Below are 24,326 nucleotides of genomic sequence, written 5' to 3' on the forward strand. Positions count from 1 at the left end.
TGGGGGAAGAATGGCCGACAAGACGATCCGCATCGACAAGCTGACAGAACCGCAGGCGGCGGCGGAACTCGCCCGGCTGGCGGATGTATTAGGGCGTGCCAATGCGGCCTATCACACAAATGACGCCCCTGATATCGACGATGCCACCTACGACGCGCTGAAACGGCGCAACTCGGCGATCGAGGCGCAGTTTCCGGCCCTGAAACGCGCCGACAGCCCAACAGATCAGGTCGGCGCGCCGGTGTCTGACGCCTTTGAAAAAGTCACCCACGCGCAGCGGATGTTGTCGCTGGGGAATGCGTTCTCGGACGAAAATGTGCGCGACTTCGACACCTCGGTCCGCAAATTTCTGGGGCTGGGCGACGCAACGGTGGCCTATACCGCCGAACCGAAGATCGACGGGCTGTCGCTGTCGTTGCGATATGAGTGTGGCAAGCTGGTTCAGGCCGCCACGCGGGGCGACGGTGCGGTGGGCGAAAACGTCACCGCCAACGCCCGCACCATCACGGACATCCCCGAAGTGCTGACCGGCGCACCCGATGTGTTGGAGGTTCGTGGAGAGGTCTATATGGCCCACGCGGATTTCGAAGCGCTGAACGAACGGCAATCGGCGTCCGGCGGCAGGACCTTCGCAAACCCGCGCAACGCCGCCGCCGGATCGCTGCGCCAGCTGGATACCCGCATCACCCGCGCGCGCCCGCTGCGGTTCTTTGCCTATGCCTGGGGTGAGGTCAGTGAACCCTTATCCGATACGCAAAGTCGGGCCTTGAAAGTACTGGGAAAGCTTGGATTTTCCATAAACGATCAAACCGAACGCTGTGCCGATGTGGACGCCATGCTGACACATTATGCACTGATCGAACAACAGCGCGCGACCCTTGGGTATGACATCGACGGAGTGGTCTACAAAGTCGACGATCTGGCGCTTCAGGCGCGCCTTGGGATGCGCTCGACCACGCCCCGCTGGGCCATTGCGCATAAATTCGCGGCCGAACTTGCCTGGACCCGGCTGGAAGCGATCGACATTCAGGTCGGGCGCACTGGCGCCCTGTCGCCCGTGGCACGGCTGACGCCGGTGACGGTGGGCGGTGTTTCGGTCAGCAACGCGACCCTGCACAATGAGGATTACATCGCCGGGAAAGACTCCAAAGGGGGCGAGATTCGGGGTGGTAAGGATATCCGGGTCGGTGACTGGGTGCAGGTTTACCGCGCTGGCGATGTGATCCCGAAAGTGGCGGATGTTGATTTAAGTCAACGCCCGAAGAACGCGACAGAACCTTATGAATTTCCGACGAAATGCCCGATTTGCGATAGTGAGGCGATCCGCGAACCGGGCGACGCTGTGCGCCGCTGCACCGGCGGGCTGATTTGTGCGGCACAGGCGGTTGAAAAGCTCAAGCATTTCGTCAGCCGCGCCGCTTTTGATATCGACGGATTGGGCGCAAAACTGGTCGAGGAGTTCTACAACGACGGCTGGGTCCAGGAACCCGCCGACATCTTCACGTTGGAGGATCGTTTCCGCAGCGGTATCAAACAGTTACAGAACCGCGAAGGCTGGGGAGAGACCAGCGCAAACAACCTGTTCGCCGCCATTCGGGAACGCAGAACCATCCCCTTCGACCGCCTGCTGTTCGGCCTTGGCATCCGCCACGTGGGCGAGGCCGCCGCCCGCCTTATCGCGCGCCATTATGGCAGTTGGAACGCCTTCATCACCGCTGTAGATACCGCAGCGCCAGATAGCCCCGCCTGGGACGACCTGATGGGGATCGACGGCGTGGGCGAAGTTATGGCGCGCTCGTTACTGGCCGCATTTGCCGCCCCGGCAGAGCGTGCCGCCATCGACCGCCTGACCGCGCATCTTCAGATCCAGGACGCCGCAAAACCAACATCGGACAGCCCGGTCGCGGGCAAAACCGTCGTCTTCACCGGCACGCTGGAAAAAATGACCCGCGCCGAAGCCAAGGCCCGGGCCGAGGCGTTGGGGGCCAAGGTCTCGGGCTCGGTCTCGGCCAAGACCGATATTCTGGTGGCCGGTCCGGGGGCCGGATCAAAGGCGAAGAAGGCGGCCGATCTGGGTATTGAAACGCTGGACGAAGATGGCTGGCTGGCGCTGATCGGCGGATGAGCGGTCGCCCCGAAATCCTTTGGCCGCTGTTTGGCGATCTGGAAAAGCTGCCCGGAGTTGGCCCAAAATCAGCGAGCAATTTCAAACACCTGCATGTCGAAAAACCTCGCGATCTGATCTTCACGCTGCCCTCGGGCGGGATTGATCGCCGACCCGTCACATCCATCCGCGATGTCACGCCGCCATGTGTCGTTACCGTTGAAATCGAAGTCGGTCGCCATCATCCGCCCGCCGTTCGGGGCCGCCCCTACAGGGTGTTCGTGCGGGACGCCAAGACCGAATTCACGCTGATTTTCTTTCACGCCCATGCCGACTGGCTGAAGAAAAACCTGCCGACAGGGCAGCGGCGCATCATCTCGGGGAAGGTCGAATTGTTCGACGGAATGGCGCAGATGCCGCACCCCGATCACATCCTTCTGCCTGCAGAATCAGATCAGATCCCCCCGTTTGAGCCGGTCTATCCGCTGACCGCTGGCATCACCGCAAAGATGATGACCAAGGCGGTGGATGGCGCGCTGGCCCTAGCCCCGGATTTGCCGGAATGGATTGATAACTCGCTGAAAAAGCAAGAAAAATGGCCGGGTTGGCGTGATGCCCTGCGGGCGGCGCATGGCCCGGTCGGCGCTGGCGATTTATCGGCCGAGGCTCCGGCCAGAAGGCGTTTGGCCTATGACGAATTGCTGGCCCATCAATTGACCCTGGCGATTGCGCGATCTGAACGGCGGGCAAAAAAGGGCGTATCCTCATGCGGTGATGGAACGTTGCATGACAAGATCTTCGCATCATTACCATACTCACCAACGGGCGCCCAGACCCGCGCGATTGCCGAAATCGCCGCCGATATGGGGTCGACAACCCGGATGAGCCGCCTTTTGCAAGGCGATGTCGGGTCCGGAAAAACCCTGGTCGCGCTGGCCGCGCTGCTGGTCGCGGTCGAGGCTGGCGGGCAGGGCGCGATGATGGCACCGACCGAAATTCTGGCGCGGCAGCATCTGTCGAACCTGCAACCGCTGGCCGAAAGCGCGGGCGTGGTGCTGGAAATTCTGACCGGGCGCGACAAGGGCAAGGAACGCGCCGCGAAATTGGCCGCGCTGGCGTCGGGCAGGATTCATATTCTTGTCGGTACTCATGCGTTGTTCCAAAAAGACGTTGAGTTTCAGGACCTTCGCCTGGCCATCATCGACGAACAACACCGGTTTGGCGTGGCAGAGCGGATGCAGCTGGGCGGTAAGGGGCGCGCGGTTGACGTGCTGGTGATGACCGCCACGCCGATCCCGCGCAGCCTGGAACTGACGATGTATGGCGAGATGGAGGTCTCGATCCTCGACGAAAAACCGCCCGGTCGAACGCCGGTCACCACGGCCCTGGTCAGCGCCGGGCGGATGGATCAGGTCGTCGACCGGCTGCGAAATGCCGTGGCCGAGGAGCGGCAGGCCTATTGGGTTTGCCCGCTGGTTGAGGAGAGCGAGGTCAGCGATATGACCGCCGCCGTCGAACGTTTCAAACGCCTGCGTGCGGCCCTGGGGGAAGGTGTCGTCGGACTGGTCCACGGCCAGATGCTGCCTGCCGAGAAGGACGCCGCGATGGCGGATTTCGTCGCCGGTAAGACGCAGGTTCTGGTCGCGACCACGGTGATCGAGGTTGGGGTGGATGTCCCCAATGCCTCGATCATGGTGATCGAACACGCTGATCGGTTCGGGCTGGCACAGCTGCACCAGCTGCGGGGCCGGGTCGGGCGCGGGGCGGCCGCCTCTACTTGCCTGCTGATGTACTCCGCGCCGCTGTCCCAGGGCGGGCGGCGGCGGCTGGAAACGCTGCGCGAAACCGACGACGGCTTCAAGATCGCCGAGGCGGATCTGGAGATGCGCGGTGCCGGCGACCTGATCGGCACCGCGCAGTCCGGGCTGCCCCGGTTTCAGGTCGCCGATGCCGAACGACAGGCCGCGCTGATGGCGGTCGCGCACCAAGACGCGCGCGCCTTGCTGACGACCGATCCCGACCTGAATTCCGACCGGGGACTGGCCGCGCGGGTGCTGCTGTATCTTATGGAACGTGATCAGGCGATTCGTTTGTTGTCAGTTGGTTAACACTCCCGTTTGTGTAATGTTCGCAAATGTTCTCAAAAAGTTCTTTACGAATCCTTTCCAGCATGAGAACAAATAAGCAACAAGAAACGGAGCAGACTGATGCAGGATATCAAAGACGCCTTCTTTCGCAGCCAGGGAACGCTGGCGCAGGACGCCGCCGGGGCGCTGGCGCTGGTGGTGATACTGATGGGCTGCCTCTATCTGCCCGGATTGCACTGAATTCACACCGAACTGCCTGCGCTCTGACCTGATCGGCCACGTGCTGTTGTCCCCAACACAGCCTTCGTGACCCTGTCCCAAAACGGTCCAATCCCCGGGTCGATCATGCCCAACAGATGCGCCACTTGCCGCCGCCTTCCACCCGGATGTGCGGCGGTTTTTTTACGCGCAGGCGGTGCCGTCTTCGGCTTGCCGCAGCGCTTCGGCAGTGGCTTCCACTGCCAACAGGATCGAGGCATGGCGGTTCTTGAAATCCCGCGCCGGTTCCAGAACCTTGAAATCATCGAACGGCGGGGCAGGGACCGGCCCGCCCGACTTCAGCATTGCGGTCAATTCATCGCGCAGCGATTCCACTTCTGCCCGCGTCATGCCCACGACATGCCCGGCCAGCACAGACGCCGACGCCTGGCCAAGCGCGCAAGCCTTCACATCCTGCCCGAACGCAGAAATCCGGCCGTTTTCGACACAGATATCCACCGTCACTGTCGACCCGCACAGCGGCGAACGGCGCATGACCGTCGCGTCCGGCGCGCTCAGCCGTTCAGTCAGCGGGATCGTCGCGGCCAGTTCCAGAATGCGTCCGGAATAGAGTTTGATCAGATCCTGTTCAGCCATAGCGGCGGTCTTTCGCTTTGCATCTCAACCCCCTAGATAGGCAGTCTGATCGACCAAGGAAACCCGCCATGCCGTTTGACCCCGCAAGTTTGAAATATGACGACAGGGGCCTGTTGCCCGCCATCGCGCAGGATGCCGAAACGGGCGAGGTTCTGATGCTGGCCTGGATGAATGCCGAGGCGGTCGCGCGAACACTGGTGACCGGGCGGGTGACCTATTGGTCCCGCTCGCGCGCCGAATTCTGGGAAAAGGGCGCGACCAGCGGTCATACGCAGAAGTTGGTCGGCATGCGCCTGGATTGCGACCGCGATTGCCTGCTGCTGAGCGTGCGTCAGACCGGTCCGGCCTGCCATACCGGGCGGCGGAGCTGTTTTTTCACCGCAGTGCGCGACGGGGGCGAGGTCGCCGACTAAAGGCCCACCATGCGGCGGATATCGTTGGGTGAGCGGCCCTGGCTGCGGTACAGCGACAGTGCGCGCGCGTCGTCCCGCTTGGCCAATCTTTTGCCATCATCATCCCGAATAAGGTTGTGATGGTAATATCTTGGCGTCGGTATCTCCAGCAATGCTTGAAGAAGAACATGGATCGGAGTCGCCTCGAACAGATCCGCGCCGCGCACAACCTCGGTAATGTCCTGGGCGGCGTCATCAACAACGACGGACAGGTGGTAAGAGGTCGCCATGTCGCGCCGCGCCAGAACCACATCGCCGACGGTGGTTTGCATCGCTGCTGCATCAACACGGTGTGACGAAGGGCCGTGGACAGGTCCGACTTCCTCGAAACCGGTATCAACATCAATTAGTTGCGCAGCCTTCTTAATATCCAGCCTCAAGGCAACGCCGGAAGGCATTGACCCACCTCGTGCATTCCCCCGGCACGTGCCAGGATAAATCACGCCATCCGGGCCCGACACTGGCGCGCCCTCCTGCGGTGCGCTTGCCGCCTCGGCAATATCACGGCGGGTGCAGGTGCAGGGATAGAGCAACCCGGCATCCCAAAGCTGTTGCAAGGCCGCGCGATAGGCGTTCAGCCGATCGCTTTGGCGCATCACCGGCTTTGGCCAAGTCAGTCCCAGCCAGCGCAGATCGTCATATATCGCCGCCTCCCACTCTGACCGGGCGCGGGATTGGTCGATGTCTTCGATACGCAGCAGAAACTCACCCCCCGCCGCCTGCGCCCGATCCCAGGCGACCAGTGCGGAATACGCATGCCCCAGGTGCAGCGGCCCCGTGGGGGATGGCGCAAATCTTGTCCGGTAATTATTGTTTTTCAAGGATATAGACGACCGACTTCATGTTGCGCGCGGGCAGATGTGGCCCGTACTCACGATGGCGGATTTTCACCTGTCCGGCAAGGAAAGCATCGTTCACGCGTGCTTCGAACCTCGGATCTTCGAGCGTGTGATCGTTATAGGAAAACACGAACAACCCGCCGGGCCCAAGCGCGTTGAACAGCTGGTCAAAGACCTCCACCGGTGCGGCCCCTGCGCCGATAACCCCGACGGCTGCGATAACCTGATAGGCACCGCGCCGGATCGGTGGCGCGTCATCGGCATTGATGACCGTCAGGGTTCGATAAATGTCTTTGGCGCGCGCCTGTTCCAACATCTGTGCCGACAGGTCCATCCCATGCATGTTGGTGAACCCGGCGTCATGAAATGCCTGCCCGGACAGCCCGGTTCCGCAACCGAAATCAAGCAGCTCAACATCCCGCTGTGCAATCAGCGACAGCGTCTTCGCACAACGCGCCGGAGTGGCATAGCCGTTATCGGCAGCTTCGGCATCATAGCTGTCTGCCCAGGTTTCATAAAACCGCCGCACATCGTCCGAGCCTTCGATTTCGTAGACTTTATCGAGGAATTTTTCGCCCATAGGTTGAACTTAACGCAGCGTCAGGCAGCGTCCAGCCCTTCATTCCCCAGCCAGCCCAACCAATCGGCCTTGGCGCGGTCGGTGTAGGCGCGATATCGCGCCGGGCGGTTTTTGCGTCCGCCCTTCAGATCGACCGGCGGGAACAGCCCGAAGTTCACGTTCATCGGCTGGAACGTCTTCGCATCCGCGCCGCCGGTGATATGCGTCACCAGCGCACCGGTTGCGGTTGTCGCCGGTACCGCCGGCAGGGCACGGCCCGCCATTTCGGCCACCGCCAGCCGCGCCGCCAACAGCCCCATCGCCGCACTTTCGACGTAGCCCTCAACCCCGGTGATCTGCCCGGCAAAGCGAATGTTGGGCCGCGATTTCAGCCGCATCTGATCGTCCAGCAATGTCGGAGAGTTCAGGAATGTATTGCGGTGGATACCACCCAGCCGCGCAAAACGCGCATCCTGAAGCCCGGGAATCATCCGCAAAACATCACCTTGCGCGCCGTACTTCATCTTTGTCTGGAAGCCGACGATGTTGAACAGCGTCCCCAACGCATTGTCGCGACGCAGCTGCACCACCGCATAGGGTTTCACCTCGGGCGCATGCGGATTGGTCAGCCCGACCGGCTTCATCGGGCCAAAGCGCAGCGTCTCACGGCCCCGTTGGGCCATCACCTCGATCGGCAAGCAGCCGTCGAAGTATTTCGCCGTTTCGCCTTCGTGAAATTCGGTTTTGTCAGAGGCGATCAGCGCATCGATGAACGCCTCATAAGTATCGCGATCCATCGGGCAGTTGATATAGGCAGTGCGCTGCGCCTCGGTCTCGCCCTTGTCGTATCGTGACTGCATCCAGGCCTGCGACATGTCGATGGACTCGGCATGGACGATGGGGGCAATCGCGTCGAAGAAGGCAAGTGCATCGGTCCCGGTCTCAGTACGGATCGCCTCGGCCAGGTTGCCCGAGGTCAGCGGGCCGGTTGCGATAATCCAGTGGCCGTCATCGGGCAGGGCGGTGACCTCTCCGGACCGGATCGTGATCAGCGGATGCTCGGCCAGGCGGTCGGTGACCATCTGGCTGAACGGTTCGCGGTCAACGGCAAGCGCGCCACCTGCGGGAACGGAATGCTGATCCGCCGCGGCCATGATCAGCCCCCCGGCAGCGCGCATTTCCCAGTGCAACAGGCCGACGGCGTTCTGTTCATCGTCATCGCTGCGGAAGGAATTCGAACACACCATCTCGGCCAGTTTTCCGGTCTTGTGGGCGAAGGTGCCAACCTTGGGGCGCATTTCGTGGATCACGACCGGCACGCCAGCCTCGGCCGCCTGCCAGGCCGCTTCGGCACCCGCCATGCCGCCGCCGATGATATTGAGGGGGTCTGAAAATGTCATGCGCCCGATCTAGAAGACCGGGCGCAGGAAGGGAAGTGCTGTGATGAACCAGAACGCCGCAGCGGACCGCATTTGTCCGGGTTAATCCTTAGAAGCCAAGGCCATAGCCGACAGCGTCATAGATGTCGCGATAGCTGTTGTTTACGCGCTGTTCAACCCGCTTGGATTTGCCGATTTGGTAGGTGAGGTTGAGCGTGAAGATGTCACCATCCGTGGCATCGTTGTCGTATACGCCATACGCAGCTTCCAGCCAGGTATTCTCGGCAACTTTGTAGCCACCGCCAATCGCGACGATGCTGGAATCAAAGCCGTTGTCCGATGCGGCACCAACCGCGCCAAAGATGCGTGTGCGATCATTGAGATGATGATCCAGGTACAGCAATGCACCGACGTAGTCGTCGTCGTCAGCTTCAATGACGATGTTAGCCTTCGTCGCACCAAAGCTGTGGCCAAGGTTCACGGTTACGAAATCGTCGTCATCGTCGTGGTACCATTGCCCATAGACGCTGGTATGCGGGCTGAACATGTATTCACCGCTGACAATCACGTAATTGTCGCCAAATTCAGGAATATTGTACGAAAGGGCAACTGCGCCATTGGCACCTTCATACTGGGCAAACGCCGAATAATCGAGCTCTGACCCAGAGAAGTGGTAGTAGTTGAGCTGTGCACCGACAAGCACGTTTGGTGTGACATAGTACCCGGCACCCAATTCGATGAACTGGCCATCGAAGAAATCATTGTGCTCAAATCCGACGGCGCCAAAGGCCAGGATGTTGTCATACTGCCGTTCGGCTTCGACGTCACCGTAGAACCTGACGAGTTCATTGTCGAAGATCGGGGCATCATAGAAGATCGGGGCATCATAGAAGATCGGGGCATCATAGAAGATCGGGGCATCATAGTTGTGTTCGAGGTAGTATCCCAGAGTCGCCCGGAAATAGTCAGGCTCGACCTGATAGGGTTCAACGACATCAAAACCTGCCGCGGAAACAGCAATGCCTGAGACCAGGAACGGTGCGGCAAGAAGCGTGCGGTGGGTGAAACGCAATTTGGGTTCCTTCATGGATTATTTTGGTGCCGCATTCACGGCGAGATTTCGAATTACCCAAAAAACTATCATGAATTTACCACGGGTCAATTTCGCGAAGGCGGGTTTTGGTGACAAGGCTGACATCTGTTGCCGGAAGGCAACGATTTATCAACCTTTGCGTGTCTTCGGTCGCCATTGCCGCCCGCATCAACGCTTAGAATGCTAATTCAGTGGGCCGAATAGCCGTGTTCGACCCAGAAAGCGCAGACCGTCGCGCCCGGCCCGAAACGGCCAGATCGGCGCGGTTCTGGACCGCCATTTATCAGAATGCGGATGCCCCCCGGATCCGCGAACTTGATCAGGTGGTCCTTAATCCCGCACTATTGCAGATTTTGCGTGACCTGCTGTTAGGGGTCAGGCGTCACCTTCTTCACCTTCATCCTCACCCTGATCGGCGATCCATGCGACCGAGACGACGTGCTCACCCTTGGCGGTGTCGAAGACCTTGACGCCCCCGGCGCTGCGCGAGCGGAAGCTGATGCCGTCGACCGGGACGCGGATGGATTGGCCGGTGGATGTGGCCAGCATGATCTGGTCGCCAGCTTCGACCGGGAAGCCTGCGACCAGCGGGCCGCCGCGCATGGCCTTGTCCATCGCCATAACGCCCTGTCCGCCGCGACCGCGCACGGGATAATCGTGGCTGGACGATAGTTTACCGGACCCTTTTGAGGTGATGGTTAAAAGCAGGTCTTCCGCAGCCGACATCCGTGCATATTGTTCCTGGGTGAAGTCCCCGGCCTCGACAGTTTCTTCGTCGTCGGCCTCGGGTTCCTCGGTTACACCCGCCACGGCGCGGCGCATCTTGAGGTTGGCGGCGCGGTCGGCCGGTGTTGCCTCATAGTGACGGATGACCGCCATCGAAACAACCTCGTCGCCTTTGGCCAGTTTGATGCCGCGCACGCCGGTACTGTCGCGGCCCTTGAAGACGCGGACAGCGGTGGTCGGGAAGCGGATCGCGCGGCCGAGCGCGGTCAGCAGCAGCACGTCGTCATCCTCGGTCGCGATGCGGGCGTTCACCAGGCTGATGCCCTCGGGCAGTTTCATGGCGATCTTGCCGTTGCGCATAACGTTGGTGAAATCGCTCAGCGCGTTGCGGCGTACATCACCTTCGCTGGTGGCAAAGACGATTTGCAGCTGGTCCCATTCGTCTTCGGGTCGATCGACCGGCATAATGGCGGCAATAGATGTTTCTTTTGCAATGCCTTCGATGACGTTCTTGATGTCACGCCCACGTGTCGTCCTGGAACCCACTGGAAGTTGCCAGGTTTTCAGCTTGTAAACCATGCCGCCGGTGGTGAAGAACAGCAGCGGCGTATGGGTGTTGGCGACGAACAGGGTGGTGACCACGTCATCGTCCTTGGTCGCCATCGAGCTGAGGCCCTTGCCGCCCCGACGCTGCGCGCGGAAATCGGCCAATGCCGTGCGCTTGATATAGCCGCCCGCGGTGACGGTGACGACCATATCCTCACGCTCGATCAGGTCTTCGTCCATCACGTCGCCGGACCAATCCACAATCTCGGTCCGCCGGGGGACGGCGAAGGCGTCGCGAACCTCGGTCAGCTCGGTCGCGATGATCTCCATAATCCGGTCGCGGGATCGCAGGATTGCCAAATAATCCTTTATGCTTGCGGCCAGTTGTTCAAGTTCGTCCGTAACTTCCTTGACGCCGATCTGGGTCAGGCGTTGCAGGCGCAAATCCAGGATGGCGCGCGCCTGCGTTTCCGACAGATTGTAGGTCCCGTCGTCGTTCATCGTGTGGCTAGGATCGTCGATCAGCCGGATGTAGTCGGCGATGTCGGCGGCGGGCCAGGCGCGTTCCATCAGACGCTGGCGGGCCTCGGGCGCGTCGGCGCTGGAGCGGATGGTGGCGACAACCTCGTCCACATTCGACACGGCGACCGCCAGACCGCACAGGATGTGGCTACGCTCGCGCGCTTTGCGCAATTCGAACGCGGTGCGGCGGGCGACAACCTCTTCCCGGAAAGCCAGGAAATAGGTCAGGAAATCGCGCAGGGTCAGCTGTTCGGGCCGACCGCCGTTCAGGGCCAGCATGTTGCAGCCGAAAGAGGTTTGCAGGTTGGTGTTCCGATACAGCTGGTTCAGTACCACGTCGGCAGTGGCGTCGCGCTTCAACTCGATCACAACACGCACACCCACACGATCACTTTCGTCCTGTATGTGGCTGATACCTTCCAGTTTTTTGTCACGCACCAGTTCGGCGATTTTCTCGATCATGGTGGCTTTGTTGACCTGATACGGGATCTCATCAACGATGATCGCTTCGCGGTCCTTGCGGATCTGCTCGATCCGGGTTTTGGCGCGGATGATGACGCTGCCGCGCCCTTCGATATAGGCTTTGCGCGCGCCTGCACGGCCCAGAATGGTGCCGCCGGTCGGGAAATCGGGGGCCGGGACGTATTGCATCAGCTGTTCGCTGGTCAGGTCCGCGTCTTCGATCAGCGCCAGGCAGGCGTCGATGACCTCGCCCAGGTTGTGGGGCGGGATGTTGGTGGCCATGCCGACGGCGATGCCGCCCGCGCCATTGACCAGCATGTTCGGAAAGCGTGCCGGCAGGACCGAGGGTTCGCGGTCTTTGCCGTCGTAGTTGTCCTGATAATCGACGGTGTCTTTTTCGATGTCCGCCAGCAGGCTGGCCGCAGGCTTGTCCATCCGCACTTCGGTATAGCGCATGGCGGCCGGGTTATCGCCGTCCATCGAACCGAAGTTGCCTTGCCCGTCCAGTAGTGGAAGCGACATGGAAAATGGCTGTGCCATCCGCACCAGCGCGTCATAGATCGCGCCATCCCCGTGGGGGTGGTATTTGCCCATGGTGTCGCCCACCGGCCGGGCCGATTTGCGATAGCTTTTGTCGTGCGTATTGCCGGTTTCGTGCATCGCGAACAGGATACGGCGATGTACTGGTTTAAGTCCGTCGCGCAAGTCCGGGATTGCACGGGAAATAATCACCGACATGGCATAATCGAGGAAAGAGGTCGTCATCTCGTCAGAGATCGAGATGGTCGGGCCGTCGTGCTTGGGCCCCGGAGCCGAGGAATCCTCGTCCATTTCAGGGGGTTCGGGAGTGTCGGTCATGCTGTGCGCCTGCTGGGCCTTTGGCCGCTATATCTTGTTGGTGCGACCCTATCACTGGGCGCATGTGGGGGCAACGGTGTGCGCCAGGATTTTTGGCTTGGCGCGGGTTGGGCGAATCAGGGTTTTTTCAGCCAGTTCTTTAGCCTGAAGGGCACCGTGCAAGCGCCTGTCCGTGGGGCAGACAGGCACGTGCCCGGCTTGTGTATTAACTCCGCCGCAAGGCCATCAACCAGACGACCACCAGTCCAAAGCTGAAGATCGCGTTCCATCCTGCCATCGAAATGCCCACGAAGGCCCAGCTGACCTCATCACACATGACGACCTTGTCGTTGACGTCCGTGTTCAGCAGGTCAGCGCCGGACAGCCCTGCAAGGCCGGTGTCCCCACCGCTGCAACTGCTGGGGCCGGGCCAGAATTTCAGCTCGACACCGGCATGATAAACGCCGATGGCACCGGTCACCAGCGCGGCCAGCGCGCCTGCGGCGATCCACAGTGCCCAGCCGGTCAGCAGGGCCAGCGCGCCTGCGCCGATGGCAACACCGTGGGGCCAGCGCTGCCAATAGCACATCTTGCAGGGCGCATAGCCCATTGCCTGAAACACAAATGCCCCGCCCAGAAGTGCGGCGGAGCCGAGCGTGGCCAGAAGAATCAGATTGCGCCGTGTCATGAACACCTCAGAGGAACCTCAGCACCAGAAATCCGCCCAATAATAGCGCCACGAAGGCGGTGAAGAACAGGCCCAGGCGGCGTTCGATCAGATCACGAATGGGTGCGCCGAATTTCCACAGCAAGGCGGCGACCACGAAGAAGCGCAACCCCCGGGCGACGATGCTGGCGACAATGAACACCGGGATCGACAGGCCGGTCCAGCCCGACATGATGGTGATGACCTTATAGGGGAACGGCGTGACACCAGCGATCAGCACCGCCCATGCGCCCCATTCGTTGAAGGTGGCGTTGAATTCCTCGGCCGCGTGGCCCTTGCCCAATGCCTCTAGTATCGGCTGGCCAATCCCCTCGAACGCCAGCGCGCCAATGGCATAGCCAAGCAGCCCCCCCAGAACCGAGGCGACCAGCGCCACCAGCGCGATCAGCCAGGCCCGTGAGGGCCGCGCCAGGATCATCGGGATCATCAGCACGTCTGGCGGAATCGGAAAGACGCTGCTTTCCACGAACGCCACAATCGCCAGCGCCCACAGTGCATGCGGGCCGTCAGCCAGCGCCATTGTGCGATCATAAAGCCTGCGGATCATTGCCCTTGCCCCTCGATTTATGCCTCAATGCGCAGGTGCCGGGACAAGGTCAAGGCGCGGGCGAACAGTAAGGGGTGTAATGCGATGAAATGGCGAGGGCGGCGTGGAAGCCGGAATATTGTAGACAGACGGCGTGCCGGTGGCGCGGGGCGCGCGGCGGGGTTGCCGGTGATCGGCGTTCTGGCCATCGTTGCGGTCGGGTATTTCCTTGGCATCGACGTGACGCCTTTGTTGCAGGACGGCGCGATCGGTGGTGGGCAGGGCAACGGCCAGCCGGTTGAGGTGACCGAAGCTGACGAACGCGCGGCCCAATTTGTTTCGGTCACGCTGGCCGATACGGAGGAGATCTGGCGCGAGGTCTTTCGCCAGCAGGCCGATGGCGACTATGTGGAGCCAAAGCTGGTTCTGTTCAAAGGCGCGACCCAAAGTGCGTGCGGTGGGGCCTCGGCCGCGTCAGGGCCGTTTTACTGCCCCGGCGATAATCAGATCTATTTGGATACCGATTTTTTCACCACGATGGAACAACGGCTGGGCGCAAAGGGCGATTTCGCCGCCGCCTATGTTGTCGCCCACGAGGTTGCGCACCACGTGCAGAATGTTGTCGGCACGCTGGGGCAGGCGAATGCGCGGCGCCAGCAGGTCAGCGAGCGCGAAAGCAATGCGATTTCGGTCCGGGTAGAGTTGCAGGCCGATTGCTATGCCGGGATCTGGGCGCGCCAGGCAGAACGCACCTTCGGGTCCATCGAACCCGGCGACATTGCAGAGGCGGTGAATGCCGCCCGCCAGATTGGCGACGACACGCTGCAGCGCAATGCCGGGCGCACGGTGCAGCCGCATACGTTTACGCATGGAACCTCGCAACAGCGTATGCGGTGGTTCAAGACCGGCTAAGTCAGCGGCCAGATGCGCGATTGCGACACCTTCGCGGGCTGAGGTCGGTGGCCGATTGGCCAAAAAAAGGCCCGCCTAGAGTCAGGCGGGCTTTCTTCATGTGGTTGGCTTTTGTGGTGCGCCGGAACCTTCGGTCTGTATCAGCAACGCAGCATCAAAAAGATGCCGTGTGACCGACCGTTCAGGTCGGGATACGTCTGCGGATCGAGATTTTGTCGGCCGTCAATGCCGAAAGATTCTGCGCTTTGATCGCGGCGGGTTTGGTGTAGGTTTTCTTCATGATGTATATTCCATTCCAATTCGTTAACGGTTGTTAACCGGACGTTGGGTCATCACGCAAGGTATCGTTTCCAGCTTTTTCGCGGTGTCACGCCACTGGCACATATTCAGACGGGAAAGAGCTGCGGATCACACATGCAATGGTTGCGAACAGATGCCGTTGACGCGCCAGAAACACAGCGATAGACCCGGCGCCGGTGCGCCCGAGTGGCGGAATGGTAGACGCAGGGGATTCAAAATCCCCCGATGGCAACATCGTGAGAGTTCGAGTCTCTCCTCGGGCACCAAAGTCGTATAACGAAGAAATGCGACGACGACCCTCAAAGCCTTGCGATGGGCAGCCGTCGCTCCGCCGAACTGGCGATTCAACGCAAAACCGGGCCGGGCATTGTGGGCGGAAAGCTCCTTACCCTGTGCAACCGGTTGCACCTGTGCCCGCGCAGCGCGTAGCATACCGCATCGGCGCATCATTGGCGCCCCGGCAATCACGGGTAGGGCCAGGTGGCAGTAACGTTGAAGGATGTGGCCGAAAAGGCGGGCGTTTCGCGCTCGGCAGTGTCACGCACCTTTACCGAGGGCGCGTCGGTTTCCACCAAGACACGTTCCAAGGTCGAGCGTGCTGCAAGCAGCCTGGGGTATCGGCCCAACTTTCTGGCAAGCAGCCTGACGACCCGGCGCACCAAGCTGATCGGATTGGTCAGTGACAACTTTCACAACCCGATCTTCCTGGAGGTTTTCGACCTGTTCACCCGGTCGTTGCAGGATCGCGGTTTGCGGCCGCTGCTGGTGAACCTGTCGAGTTCAACCGAACCGGAAAAATCGGCACAGATGTTGCAGCAATATTCGGTCGATGGGGTGGTGCTTGCGTCCTCGACCCTGCCACCGGCCTTTGCCGAGGCGTTTCGCAAGTCCGACGCGCCGATTGTGCATTCGTTCGGTCGCTATACGGATGCGCCGCAGGTGCATGTGGTCGGGATCGACAACCGGCAGGGCGGGCAGTTGGCCGCGCAGGCGCTTCTGGATCGCGGTTACCGGCGGATCGGCCTGATGGGGGGGCCGAAGGATGCAACCTCGACCCAAGACCGTGCCGAAGGGTTCATGGAGGTATTGCGCAACGCGCCGGGTGTCGACGTCTCGATCAGCTATGCGGAGGCCTATTCCTTCCGCGCCGGTCGCGCCGAGATGACCCGCCTGGTCGCGGAAGGCCCCGCCGAGGCTTATTTTTGCGGCGACGATGTGCTGGCCATCGGCGCGATGAGTGCGATTGAAAGTGCCGGGCTGAGTGTTCCGGGCGACATCGGGTTGATCGGTCTGAACGATATGGAAATGGCGGGCTGGGAAAACATCAACCTGACAACGATTTTTCAGCCGGTCGAACAGATTATCAAAACCAGTATCGAATTGATCGTTGCAATGATTGAAGACCCGGATCAGGCCCCCAAATCGCAACTGTTCCAGTGCCGCCTGATTGAACGTGGCACGTTGCGCCCGATATCGGGGCCGGGGGAGCCAGGTTCGGGCGTGTAGGGCGGCTGACGCCTGACGGGCGCTCAGAATGCGGCGTCGCAGATACCCAGCAACTCGTCCCAGATCACCGGGGTGGCGGCGATGACGCGTCCGCCGTTGACGATTGCAGCGTCGGCGTCCTGTTCTTCGACACGGCCGCCCGCCTCGTGCACCAGAAGTTGCCCTGCCAGGTAATCCCAGGCGTTCATGTGATCTTCGGCATAGGCCAGCAGCCGCCCGGCGGCCACCATGGCCAGGGATGCGGCCCCCGATGCGTTGCGATAGAACAACCCGCCGCGCGCATCAATTTCGCGGATCAATGCGTGGATGGCACCGGGTTTGGACCGCCCTGAATAGCCCACGCCAATGGTCCCGTCGTGAAACCCTTCGGATGTGGCGACCCGCAGGGGTGCGGCGTTGCAGAAGGCGCCGCCGCCGCGCTTTGCCCAGAACATCTCGGCATGGACAGGGTCATGGACAACGCCAACCTCAGTTCGGCCCTGATGCACGCAGGCAAGAACCACGGTCCAGACCGGAATTCCGGCCACAAAGTTGGCGGTGCCGTCAATCGGGTCAATGACCCAGGTGTATCCCGACGTGCCCGGCGTCGGCGCGTGTTCTTCGCCCACGATGGTGTCACCTGGAAAGGCGGCGGCAAGGGCGGCGCGGATCTCCAGCTCGACATTCCGATCCGCCTCGGACACCAGATCCTGATGGCCTTTGCGCTCTATCGTAAGCTCACCCAGGGCGCGAAAATAGGCGAGTGCCGTTTCGCCGCTGCGCTGGCAGATATCCTTGGCAACGTTCAGCCGTTCGGTGATTGGGTCGGACATGTGGCATCTTTCCTGGCGGTATTCCGTGACACAGACGCATCCTTTTTGCCGACAGTCAAATTCCCGTTGCCAGATGCCTGGGACGGCTTGCAATTCGCCGCGTTGCAGCGTTCGATACGCGCCCATGCTAGGCCGCCTGATCCTTCTATGCCATCTGCTGGCCCTTCCGCTGCGCGCCGCCGACGCGGCCGAGGTTACGGTGGCCGTTGCCGCCAATTTCCTGACCACGGCCAAGGCGTTGGCGCAGCAGTTCGAGGGCACTTCGGCGCACCGATTGCTGTTGGTCGGCGGTTCGACCGGGCGGCTGGCCGCGCAGATCGACGCGGGTGCGCCGTTTGACGTGTTCCTGTCCGCAGATACCGCGCGGCCTCAGGCGCTGCTGGCATCGGGCAGGGCGGTCCAGGTCGGCCCCTATGCCGTCGGGCGGCTGGTGCTGGCCGGGCCGGTCGGCATGCCGGACACCTGGGCCGCAGCGTTGGCCGACGCGTCCAACGCCCCGCTGGCGTTGGCGAACCCCGATCTTGCCCCATACGGCGCGGCGGCGATGGCGGCGTTGCAGGCCCAGGCGCTGACACCGACCGCGCTGATCACCGGTGACAGCGTCGGGCAGGTGGCAGCCTTTCTGGCGACCGGGAATGTGGAATACGGCCTTCTTGCGCTGGCGCAGGTGCGCGACGCGCTGGACCAAGACCCCCGATTTGCATTTGTTGAGGCGCCGGACAGTGGCGCAGTTCTGCTGCAATCGGCCGCCTTGCTGCGCGATACGGTTGGGGCGCGGGCCTTTTTTGACTGGATCGTCGGACCTGACGCCGCCAAAGTTATCGAGGCCGCAGGCTATCACCTACCGGCGGACGGGCGATGAGCGGCGCAATCTTCCTGACGCTGCAACTTGCCGCGGTGACGACCGTGTTGCTGCTGATCCTGTCGATGCCGCTGGCCTGGTGGCTGGCCACAACCCGCAATCGTCTGCGCCCGGTTGTCGAGGCGGTGACCGCGTTGCCGCTGGTGCTGCCGCCGACCGTGCTGGGGTTCTATCTGCTGGTGCTGATGTCCCCGGACACTCCGTTGGGGGCGGCCTGGGTTCAGGTGACCGGCAGCACGCTGGCATTTTCCTTCGCGGGGCTGGTGGTCGCGTCTGTGATCTATTCCCTGCCGTTCGCCGTGCAGCCGATGCAGGCGGCGTTTCAATCCGTTGACCGGCAGATGACCGAGGCTGCGGCGACGCTGGGCGCAACGCGCGGTGACGTGTTCCGAAACGTGGTCTTACCGCTGTCGCGGCGTGGCGTGCTGACGGCAGCTGTGCTGAGTTTTGCCCACACGATCGGCGAATTCGGCGTCGTTCTGATGGTGGGCGGCAATATTCCGGGGCGCACGCGCACCGTTTCAATCGAGGTGTTTACCGCGGTCGAGACTTTGGACTGGGCGACGGCGCATCGGTTGTCGCTGGGGCTGCTGGTATTCTCGCTGATCGTGCTGATCGGGGTCTATGCGCTGAACCGGCGCGGGGCAGGGCGGCTTGGATAGGGTGCTGGACATCGACGTGGCGTTGGACCTGCCGGATTTCCGGTTTGCCCTGCGCGAACAGGTGCCGTTGCAGGGGATCACTGCCGTGATGGGGCCATCGGGAAGCGGCAAAACCACCTTCCTGCGCGTCCTTGCCGGGCTTGAACCGGGGGCCACCGGAGCCCTGCGTTTTGCGGGCGAGGTCTGGCAGGACGCGACGACCCATCGTCCCGCCCACGCCCGGCGGGTCGGCGTGGTCTTTCAGGATGCGCGGCTGTTTCCGCATCTGGACGTTGCGGGCAACCTTGCCTTTGGGGCGCGGCGGCGCGGTGTTGCTTCTGATCAGGTTGCCCGCGTGGCCGAAGCACTTCAGATCACGCCGCTGTTGGGTCGCCGGATTGACCGGCTGTCGGGAGGAGAGGCGCGCCGGGTCGCGGTGGCGCGCGCCCTGTCGGCGGCGCCAAGGCTGCTGTTGTTGGATGAACCGCTCAGCGGGTTGGACGCCGATCTGCGTGACACAACCCTGCGGGTAATTGCCGAGGCTGTTCGCGCGCTGGCGATCCCTGCGATTTACGTCAGCCATTCCCGGTCCGAAGTGTCGGCGTTGGCCGATCGCACCCTGGCGTTTGCCGGTGGCGGCAGCACGGGTTGGCAGGCCGCGCCCGTGGTGCTGACAGCGCAGGCAAAGGCGCGCGATGACCGGGTCATTCTGCAACTGGGCGACGTTGAAATCCCGGCCCCGCCGGGCACGGATGCGAACGCACCTGTCGCCCTGGCTGTTGCGCCCGACGACCTGTTCGTTTCCGAGCGTGATCCGGGCAGAAGCTCGGCCAAGTTCAGCATTTGCGCTACGGTCGACGAGGTCTCCCCCGACCAGATCACGCTGCATGCAGGCGGGCAGATGGTGACCGTACCGGTCAGAGGAATGCTGAAAACAGCGCCACCCGCGCCGGGTGATCGCCGGTGGCTGTCGGTGCGAAAATTCTGGCTTCGGGCGGGCGATTGATACCCTGTTGAGGCGCGCGAATGCGTCATGATTTTGCTGTAGCGCCTTCAGCGCCGCAAGATGCCCGCGCGAATCAGCGTGACGTTCACGTCACTTGCCGATGCATTTGTTACCCGCCCGAAGGCGATGCGCATCAAATTGGTACAAATTTGGATTGAATTTTTATCGATTTTTCCACTTTTTGCCGTGGTTGGTCCATTTTTATTTCACGGTTTGGTCGCAGTGGGCTAATAGACCCACAAGATGTTGCGCGATGTGCGTGCAGTTGCAGGTTTAACGAGTATTGGAATTCACGCATGTCCGCCGACGCCCAAGCCGACGCCCATTTGGAACACCCGCAAGGGTCTTCGCAGTCTGGCGCGCCACTTGCCGAACATCCTGAAATTGACCGATCCTTCGAACCGATTGCGCGCAACGTCGGGTCCGTCGGGGCGCCACAGACTCAGGTTGTTCCGATCCGGGCCATTCCGGGTGTCAACGTGCTTGGCCTGCGCCGCTTTGTGGAGTTTTCCAGCGTCGCGGACGCCACGCTTGTCGAAACAGACAAAGGCGCGCGACCGGCGCGTGAACTGAAGCCCGGTGATCTGGTGCAGACGCTGGACAATGGGTTGCAGCCGCTGGTCTGGACCAGCATGCGCGCCAGTCCCGCAACACAGCCGGGCGACGACGCAACACCGGTTCGCATCGTGGGCAATGCCCTTGGCAATGACCGACCAACCCGGCCCGTGGTCGTGGCACCGGATCAGAAGTTGCTGATAGATTGCCCGCAGTGCGAAGCGCTGCTGGGCCACCGGCGCATTCTGGTTGCTGCGCGCAATCTGCTGCATCTGGACGGCGTGGACCGCGCCCTTGTTGCCGATCAGCCAATGGTCCATCTGATGCGCGCCGCGCGTGAGGTTTTGAACATCGGCGGCATCTGGGTGGACAGCTTTAGCCCCATAGATCCGCAGCTGAACGGCCTGTGTGATGACCAGCGCCGCGATTTGCTGGCGACCTGTCCGCGCCTGCAGTTTGCAGCCGGTCAGGCCGCATTTGTCATGTCGCTGCCAACCCTCAACGCGTCAGAGGCTGCGACGCTGCTGTAAGCGGACGCTCTGCGCGGGTCCAAGGCCTCGGCTTCTCAACCAACGCCGCGCACTCAGCCACGACCGGCGCGCCATGCCTCCCATGCCTCGGGCGTGTCGAGGTCCAGCGTTGCGTGCGCGCCCGGCAAGGGGACGGGGGTTATGTCTTCGCCCTGCAACAACGCGCGCGCGCCGGTATCCCCGACAAGGGTTCTCAGGCCATCAAAGCAGAGGCGCGGGAAAATCACCGGATGTCCGGGGCTGCCATCTGCGCCCATGCCCCGCGCAATACGGCCCGGCGCGCGCAAGAATGCCTGGATGACTGCGCCGATATCCGCCCCGTCAATCAGGGGCATATCCGCAGGCAGCACCATGATCCCGGTCAGTGCGGCCCCATCTCCAAGTGTCATCGCCGCCGCAGTTCCCCGCGCCAGCGAGGCGGACATGCCGCTGGCGGCATCAGGGACCGGAATGGTCATCAGGCGCGGATCCGCCAGTTTCGCCAGCACCTCCATCCGCCTGGGTGAACCCGCTGGATCATAGGTGACGCCCACGCATGCGCCCGCCGACAAGGCGACACGCGCCTGACGCGCCAACAGCGCCGCTCCGTCAATGTCTTCAAGCAGCTTGTCGCGCCCACGCATTCGGGTCGAGGCGCCCGCCGCCGGGATCAGGATAAAGACCTTTCCCGGCGCGCCGGTCATTTTTCGGGGATCAGACCGCGCGGGCTGAAGCGCAGAACGACCAGCAGGATCACACCCATCGTCAGCAGCCGCATATGCGCCGCACTTTCGATAAGGCGTTCGCCCAGCGCGGATCCTTCGGGCAACAGGCTGGTTATCCCGCTCATCACGGTCAGCCCGATGGGTTCGACCTGCACCCAGAGGAACCAGATCAGGAAACCGCCCAGCACCGCGCCCCAGTTGTTGCCGGACCCGCCGACAATCACCATGACCCAGACCAGGAAGGTAAATCGCAGCGGCTGATAGGCCCCCGGCGTCAGCTGACCATCGAGCGAGGTCATCATCGCCCCCGCCAACCCGCAAATCGCGGAGCCCAGGATAAATACCTGCAAATGGCGCGCGGTGACGTCCTTGCCCATCGCCTCGGCCGAAACCTCATTATCGCGGATCGCCCGCATCATCCGCCCCCAGGGAGAGTTCAGCGCCGCCTGCGTCAGCCAGATCAGCGCCAGCAGAACGACCGTGAACAGCAGCGAATACCCCAGCTTGACGGTGATCGACGAGGCCGTGATCGGATCAAGGCCCCAGTCCTGCGCGAGGGCCAGGAAGCTTTCGGATTTTTGCAGATCAACTTCATATGGCACCGGATAGGGGCGCGGCATGCCGATGACGTTCTTGACGCCCCGGCTCAGCCAATCTTCGTTCTTCAGTACGGCGATGATGATCTCGGCAATGCCCAGCGTCGCAATGGCGAGGTAGTCCGAGCGTAGCCCCAAAGCCGTCTTGCCGATGATCCACGCGGCCCCTGCCGCCAGCAGCCCGCCGATGGGCCAGGCGACGATAATCGGCAAGCCCAGCCCGCCGAGGTATCCGGTCGCCGCCGGGTTGACGTCTTCGATCGCCTCGACCGCGGGGTCAAAGATGGCGCGATAGACGATGAAACCACCGACCAGCACCGCAAGGATCGCAAACACGCGGGCGCGGCCTGTCAGCCGTTTCTGGGTGAACGCGGCCAGCGCAATGGTTGCCGCCCCGGCCAGCAGACCGATGATGACGCGAACACCGCCTGCGGCCCAAGCCTCATTCGTGGGGGGCATCGACACCAGCACCGCGCCCAACCCGCCAAGGGCCACAAACCCCATGACCCCGACGTTGAACAGCCCGGCGTATCCCCACTGGATATTCACCCCCAGCGCCATGATTGCCGAGATCAGGCCGAAGTTCAGGATCAGCAGGGCCGTGTTCCAGCTTTGGATAAAGCCGGTGGCGATCATCAGACCGGCGACAATCCCGAACAGGATGACTGGATGAATACGCCCGCTCATACAGCTTGCCCCTTGAACAGTCCGGTCGGCCGGAACAGCAGCACAATGATCAGCAGCACGAAACTGACCGCGAATTTATAGTCGGTGGACAGCAGCTGAACCAGGCTGTCGGGCGCCAGCGAGTCCGGCAGCAGATAGCCAAGCACCTTTTTCAGCGGATAGGTCACCGTCACTTCGGCAAAAGCGATGATGAACCCCCCGGCAATCGCGCCCAACGGGTTGCCCAGTCCGCCGACAATAGCCGAGGCGAAGATCGGCAGCAGAAGCTGGAAATAGGTGAAAGGCTTGAAAGATTTATCGAGGCCGTAGAGCACGCCCGCAATCGTCGCCAGTGTCGCAACAAGCATCCAGGTGATCATCACGACCCGTTCGGGGTTGATACCACTCAACAGGGCCAGATCTTCGTTGTCCGAAAACGCCCGCATCGATTTGCCGGTGCGGGTGCGGTTCAGGAACCAGAACAGGGCGATGACTACGAACACTGCGGTGACCAGCGTGATGCCTTGGGTGGTTTTGATGGACAACCCCTCGGCCAGGCCCGTCATCGCTTTGAACTCGCGCGCGCTGATGATGAAGCGCTCGCCGTCCAGGAAGTTCTGATCATCGGGGCCGATCACGAAGCGGACGAGGCCGTTCATTATGAACATCACACCCATCGAGACGATCACAAGGATCACTGGCGCGGCCTTCTGCGCGCGGTAAAAGCGATAGATGGTTCGGTCGGTGAACAGCAGTAGCAGCATCGTCATCGCGATACCGAAGGGCAGGGCCAGCAGGGCCGTGGGCAGCGGTCCGAAGGACACGCCCGCACCCTGAAGCGCCCAGGTCACAAGGATTGTCGACATCGCCCCGAAGGCCATCGTGTCGCCATGCGCGAAGTTCGAGAATCTGAGGATGCCATAGATCAGCGTCACCCCCAGCGCGCCCAGCGCCAGCTGGCTGCCATAAGCGATCCCCGGCACGATCACGAAATTCCCCAGCACGACCAGGGCATTCAGAAAGTCTGTCATCCAATGAACTCCACACAGCGCCCGTACTGGACGATTGGTGTCAGGCGCCCGGAACTGTCGAGGGCAGGGGTTACGATCATCGCGGTGCCGACCGGGGGCAGGTTGCCACCGGCAGCCGCCATCGCGTCGAGGTCGAGCGTTAGGGTCTGCGGCCCGCGATCAGGCAGATAGGTATAAAGCGTCGCCAGCGGGTCGCCGTCGGCACGGCGCAGGAAGGCGGCAACGGTGCCCTTGCCGTCTTCGGTCCAGACAAAATCATCGCCACGCTCGGACAGGATGACCTGGCGGCCTTGCTCAAAAGCGCAGCGCAGGAACGGATCGTCGCGACCCTCGGCGAGGGTTGCGGTGGGGAGAAGGGCGAGGAGTAGCATGAGCCGGGCGAGCGCCCGACCGGGGGTAGGCAGCGGGACATAGGTGACAGGCAATTTATAGAGTAGCAATAACTCTGACCTCTCAAGGATGAGACCGCTCACGAAAGCGCCTGCCCGGGG

23 protein-coding genes and 1 tRNA gene are annotated in these 24,326 nt (G+C 62.0%); 11 read left to right on the forward strand and 13 right to left on the reverse strand.

What is annotated here, in order from left to right:
• Positions 1-10: 10 nt before the first annotated feature.
• Complete coding sequence (gene ligA / locus GKR99_12230) at positions 11-2,125, forward strand: NAD-dependent DNA ligase LigA (protein NKB28270.1); 2,115 nt, start codon at positions 11-13, stop codon at positions 2,123-2,125.
• The gene (gene recG, locus GKR99_12235; GenBank protein NKB28271.1) at positions 2,122-4,212 is read left to right on the forward strand and encodes an ATP-dependent DNA helicase RecG; all 2,091 of its coding nucleotides are present in this window, start codon (positions 2,122-2,124) and stop codon (positions 4,210-4,212) included. Before ligA ends, recG begins: the two co-directional genes overlap by 4 nt.
• Before the next feature lie 381 nt (positions 4,213-4,593).
• Here the strand turns inward: recG and GKR99_12240 are convergent, their stop codons facing one another.
• Entirely contained in the window at positions 4,594-5,046 is a 453-nt protein-coding gene (locus GKR99_12240) for an iron-sulfur cluster assembly scaffold protein (GenBank protein NKB28272.1), read from the reverse strand.
• Positions 5,047-5,114: 68 nt separating this feature from the next.
• Here GKR99_12240 and hisI point away from each other — a divergent pair, with 68 nt between their 5' ends.
• Positions 5,115-5,459, forward strand: a complete 345-nt coding sequence (hisI, locus tag GKR99_12245) for a phosphoribosyl-AMP cyclohydrolase (GenBank protein ID NKB28273.1) — start codon at positions 5,115-5,117, stop codon at positions 5,457-5,459.
• Here the strand turns inward: hisI and GKR99_12250 are convergent.
• The 7 genes from GKR99_12250 to GKR99_12280 all read right to left on the reverse strand — a co-directional run bounded on the left by GKR99_12250 (position 5,456) and on the right by GKR99_12280 (position 13,735).
• Positions 5,456-6,319, reverse strand: a complete 864-nt coding sequence (locus tag GKR99_12250; protein NKB28274.1) for a tRNA glutamyl-Q(34) synthetase GluQRS — start codon at positions 6,317-6,319, stop codon at positions 5,456-5,458. The genes hisI and GKR99_12250 overlap by 4 nt on opposite strands.
• On the reverse strand, positions 6,306-6,917 hold the full coding sequence (locus tag GKR99_12255; GenBank protein NKB28275.1) for a methyltransferase domain-containing protein: 612 nt from the start codon (positions 6,915-6,917) through the stop codon (positions 6,306-6,308). The genes GKR99_12250 and GKR99_12255 overlap by 14 nt, the downstream gene beginning before the upstream one ends.
• A 20-nt stretch (positions 6,918-6,937) precedes the next feature.
• Positions 6,938-8,296, reverse strand: a complete 1,359-nt coding sequence (locus GKR99_12260; GenBank protein ID NKB28276.1) for a methylenetetrahydrofolate--tRNA-(uracil(54)-C(5))-methyltransferase (FADH(2)-oxidizing) TrmFO — start codon at positions 8,294-8,296, stop codon at positions 6,938-6,940.
• An 88-nt stretch (positions 8,297-8,384) separates the two neighbouring features.
• Complete coding sequence (locus tag GKR99_12265) at positions 8,385-9,362, reverse strand: hypothetical protein (protein ID NKB28277.1); 978 nt, start codon at positions 9,360-9,362, stop codon at positions 8,385-8,387.
• A 381-nt stretch (positions 9,363-9,743) separates the two neighbouring features.
• Positions 9,744-12,482 carry a DNA gyrase subunit A gene (gene gyrA, locus GKR99_12270; protein NKB28278.1) on the reverse strand — a complete coding sequence of 913 codons (2,739 nt, stop codon included), beginning with the start codon at positions 12,480-12,482 and terminating at the stop codon, positions 9,744-9,746.
• Between the two features lie 205 nt (positions 12,483-12,687).
• Entirely contained in the window at positions 12,688-13,149 is a 462-nt protein-coding gene (locus GKR99_12275) for a disulfide bond formation protein B (protein NKB28279.1), read from the reverse strand.
• A 7-nt stretch (positions 13,150-13,156) separates the two neighbouring features.
• Entirely contained in the window at positions 13,157-13,735 is a 579-nt protein-coding gene (locus GKR99_12280) for a DedA family protein (protein ID NKB28280.1), read from the reverse strand.
• 84 nt (positions 13,736-13,819) lie between these two features.
• Between GKR99_12280 and GKR99_12285 the strand changes: the two genes are divergently transcribed.
• The 3 genes from GKR99_12285 (at position 13,820) to GKR99_12295 (ending at position 16,432) form a co-directional block, all read left to right on the forward strand.
• On the forward strand, positions 13,820-14,626 hold the full coding sequence (locus GKR99_12285) for a hypothetical protein (protein NKB28281.1): 807 nt from the start codon (positions 13,820-13,822) through the stop codon (positions 14,624-14,626).
• 480 nt (positions 14,627-15,106) lie between these two features.
• A tRNA-Leu gene (locus tag GKR99_12290) sits at positions 15,107-15,192 on the forward strand.
• Between the two features lie 214 nt (positions 15,193-15,406).
• A complete protein-coding gene (locus tag GKR99_12295) occupies positions 15,407-16,432 on the forward strand; it encodes a substrate-binding domain-containing protein (GenBank protein NKB28282.1) in 1,026 nt (341 codons plus the stop codon).
• A gap of 23 nt (positions 16,433-16,455) precedes the next feature.
• On the opposite strand, the gene GKR99_12300 is transcribed toward GKR99_12295, so the two are convergent.
• A complete protein-coding gene (locus GKR99_12300; protein NKB28283.1) occupies positions 16,456-17,244 on the reverse strand; it encodes an inositol monophosphatase in 789 nt (262 codons plus the stop codon).
• Between GKR99_12300 and modA the strand changes: the two genes are divergently transcribed.
• From modA to GKR99_12325, 5 genes are all read left to right on the forward strand, one after another.
• Positions 17,243-18,106: a molybdate ABC transporter substrate-binding protein gene (modA, locus tag GKR99_12305; protein ID NKB28284.1), complete on the forward strand. Its 864-nt coding sequence runs from the start codon at positions 17,243-17,245 to the stop codon at positions 18,104-18,106. The genes GKR99_12300 and modA overlap by 2 nt on opposite strands.
• Positions 18,103-18,768: a molybdate ABC transporter permease subunit gene (gene modB / locus GKR99_12310; protein ID NKB28285.1), complete on the forward strand. Its 666-nt coding sequence runs from the start codon at positions 18,103-18,105 to the stop codon at positions 18,766-18,768. Before modA ends, modB begins: the two co-directional genes overlap by 4 nt.
• Positions 18,761-19,753, forward strand: coding sequence for an ATP-binding cassette domain-containing protein (locus tag GKR99_12315; GenBank protein NKB28286.1), 993 nt, complete (start codon positions 18,761-18,763; stop codon positions 19,751-19,753). Before modB ends, GKR99_12315 begins: the two co-directional genes overlap by 8 nt.
• A 60-nt stretch (positions 19,754-19,813) precedes the next feature.
• Entirely contained in the window at positions 19,814-19,984 is a 171-nt protein-coding gene (locus GKR99_12320) for a hypothetical protein (protein ID NKB28287.1), read from the forward strand.
• Between the two features lie 65 nt (positions 19,985-20,049).
• Complete coding sequence (locus tag GKR99_12325; protein NKB28288.1) at positions 20,050-20,838, forward strand: hypothetical protein; 789 nt, start codon at positions 20,050-20,052, stop codon at positions 20,836-20,838.
• A 53-nt stretch (positions 20,839-20,891) separates the two neighbouring features.
• Here GKR99_12325 and GKR99_12330 read toward each other — a convergent pair whose 3' ends face one another.
• From GKR99_12330 to GKR99_12345, 4 genes are read right to left on the reverse strand one after another with little or no spacing between them, the layout of a single operon-like run.
• Entirely contained in the window at positions 20,892-21,521 is a 630-nt protein-coding gene (locus GKR99_12330) for an NTP transferase domain-containing protein (GenBank protein NKB28289.1), read from the reverse strand.
• Positions 21,518-22,825: a branched-chain amino acid ABC transporter permease gene (locus GKR99_12335; GenBank protein NKB28290.1), complete on the reverse strand. Its 1,308-nt coding sequence runs from the start codon at positions 22,823-22,825 to the stop codon at positions 21,518-21,520. The genes GKR99_12330 and GKR99_12335 overlap by 4 nt, the downstream gene beginning before the upstream one ends.
• The gene (locus tag GKR99_12340; protein NKB28291.1) at positions 22,822-23,835 is read right to left on the reverse strand and encodes a branched-chain amino acid ABC transporter permease; all 1,014 of its coding nucleotides are present in this window, start codon (positions 23,833-23,835) and stop codon (positions 22,822-22,824) included. Before GKR99_12340 ends, GKR99_12335 begins: the two co-directional genes overlap by 4 nt.
• On the reverse strand, positions 23,832-24,308 hold the full coding sequence (locus GKR99_12345; GenBank protein NKB28292.1) for a hypothetical protein: 477 nt from the start codon (positions 24,306-24,308) through the stop codon (positions 23,832-23,834). Before GKR99_12345 ends, GKR99_12340 begins: the two co-directional genes overlap by 4 nt.
• Between the last annotated feature and the right edge of the window lie 18 nt (positions 24,309-24,326).

Source organism: Paracoccaceae bacterium, assembly GCA_012103375.1.
Classification (GTDB): Bacteria; Pseudomonadota; Alphaproteobacteria; order Rhodobacterales; family Rhodobacteraceae; genus WLWX01.

Coding starts and splice junctions, on each gene's coding strand:
- GKR99_12300 (NKB28283.1), bottom strand. CDS start 17,244: ATGTCCGACCCAATCACCGAACGGCTGAACGTTGCCAAGGATATCTGC.
- GKR99_12325 (NKB28288.1), top strand. CDS start 20,050: ATGTCCGCCGACGCCCAAGCCGACGCCCATTTGGAACACCCGCAAGGG.
- modB (NKB28285.1), top strand. CDS start 18,103: ATGAGCGGCGCAATCTTCCTGACGCTGCAACTTGCCGCGGTGACGACC.
- recG (NKB28271.1), top strand. CDS start 2,122: ATGAGCGGTCGCCCCGAAATCCTTTGGCCGCTGTTTGGCGATCTGGAA.
- GKR99_12265 (NKB28277.1), bottom strand. CDS start 9,362: ATGAAGGAACCCAAATTGCGTTTCACCCACCGCACGCTTCTTGCCGCA.
- GKR99_12260 (NKB28276.1), bottom strand. CDS start 8,296: ATGACATTTTCAGACCCCCTCAATATCATCGGCGGCGGCATGGCGGGT.
- GKR99_12285 (NKB28281.1), top strand. CDS start 13,820: ATGAAATGGCGAGGGCGGCGTGGAAGCCGGAATATTGTAGACAGACGG.
- modA (NKB28284.1), top strand. CDS start 17,243: ATGTGGCATCTTTCCTGGCGGTATTCCGTGACACAGACGCATCCTTTT.
- GKR99_12255 (NKB28275.1), bottom strand. CDS start 6,917: ATGGGCGAAAAATTCCTCGATAAAGTCTACGAAATCGAAGGCTCGGAC.
- hisI (NKB28273.1), top strand. CDS start 5,115: ATGCCGTTTGACCCCGCAAGTTTGAAATATGACGACAGGGGCCTGTTG.
- GKR99_12275 (NKB28279.1), bottom strand. CDS start 13,149: ATGACACGGCGCAATCTGATTCTTCTGGCCACGCTCGGCTCCGCCGCA.
- GKR99_12320 (NKB28287.1), top strand. CDS start 19,814: ATGCCCGCGCGAATCAGCGTGACGTTCACGTCACTTGCCGATGCATTT.
- GKR99_12280 (NKB28280.1), bottom strand. CDS start 13,735: ATGATCCGCAGGCTTTATGATCGCACAATGGCGCTGGCTGACGGCCCG.
- ligA (NKB28270.1), top strand. CDS start 11: ATGGCCGACAAGACGATCCGCATCGACAAGCTGACAGAACCGCAGGCG.
- GKR99_12340 (NKB28291.1), bottom strand. CDS start 23,835: ATGACAGACTTTCTGAATGCCCTGGTCGTGCTGGGGAATTTCGTGATC.
- GKR99_12330 (NKB28289.1), bottom strand. CDS start 21,521: ATGACCGGCGCGCCGGGAAAGGTCTTTATCCTGATCCCGGCGGCGGGC.
- GKR99_12240 (NKB28272.1), bottom strand. CDS start 5,046: ATGGCTGAACAGGATCTGATCAAACTCTATTCCGGACGCATTCTGGAA.
- gyrA (NKB28278.1), bottom strand. CDS start 12,482: ATGACCGACACTCCCGAACCCCCTGAAATGGACGAGGATTCCTCGGCT.
- GKR99_12335 (NKB28290.1), bottom strand. CDS start 22,825: ATGAGCGGGCGTATTCATCCAGTCATCCTGTTCGGGATTGTCGCCGGT.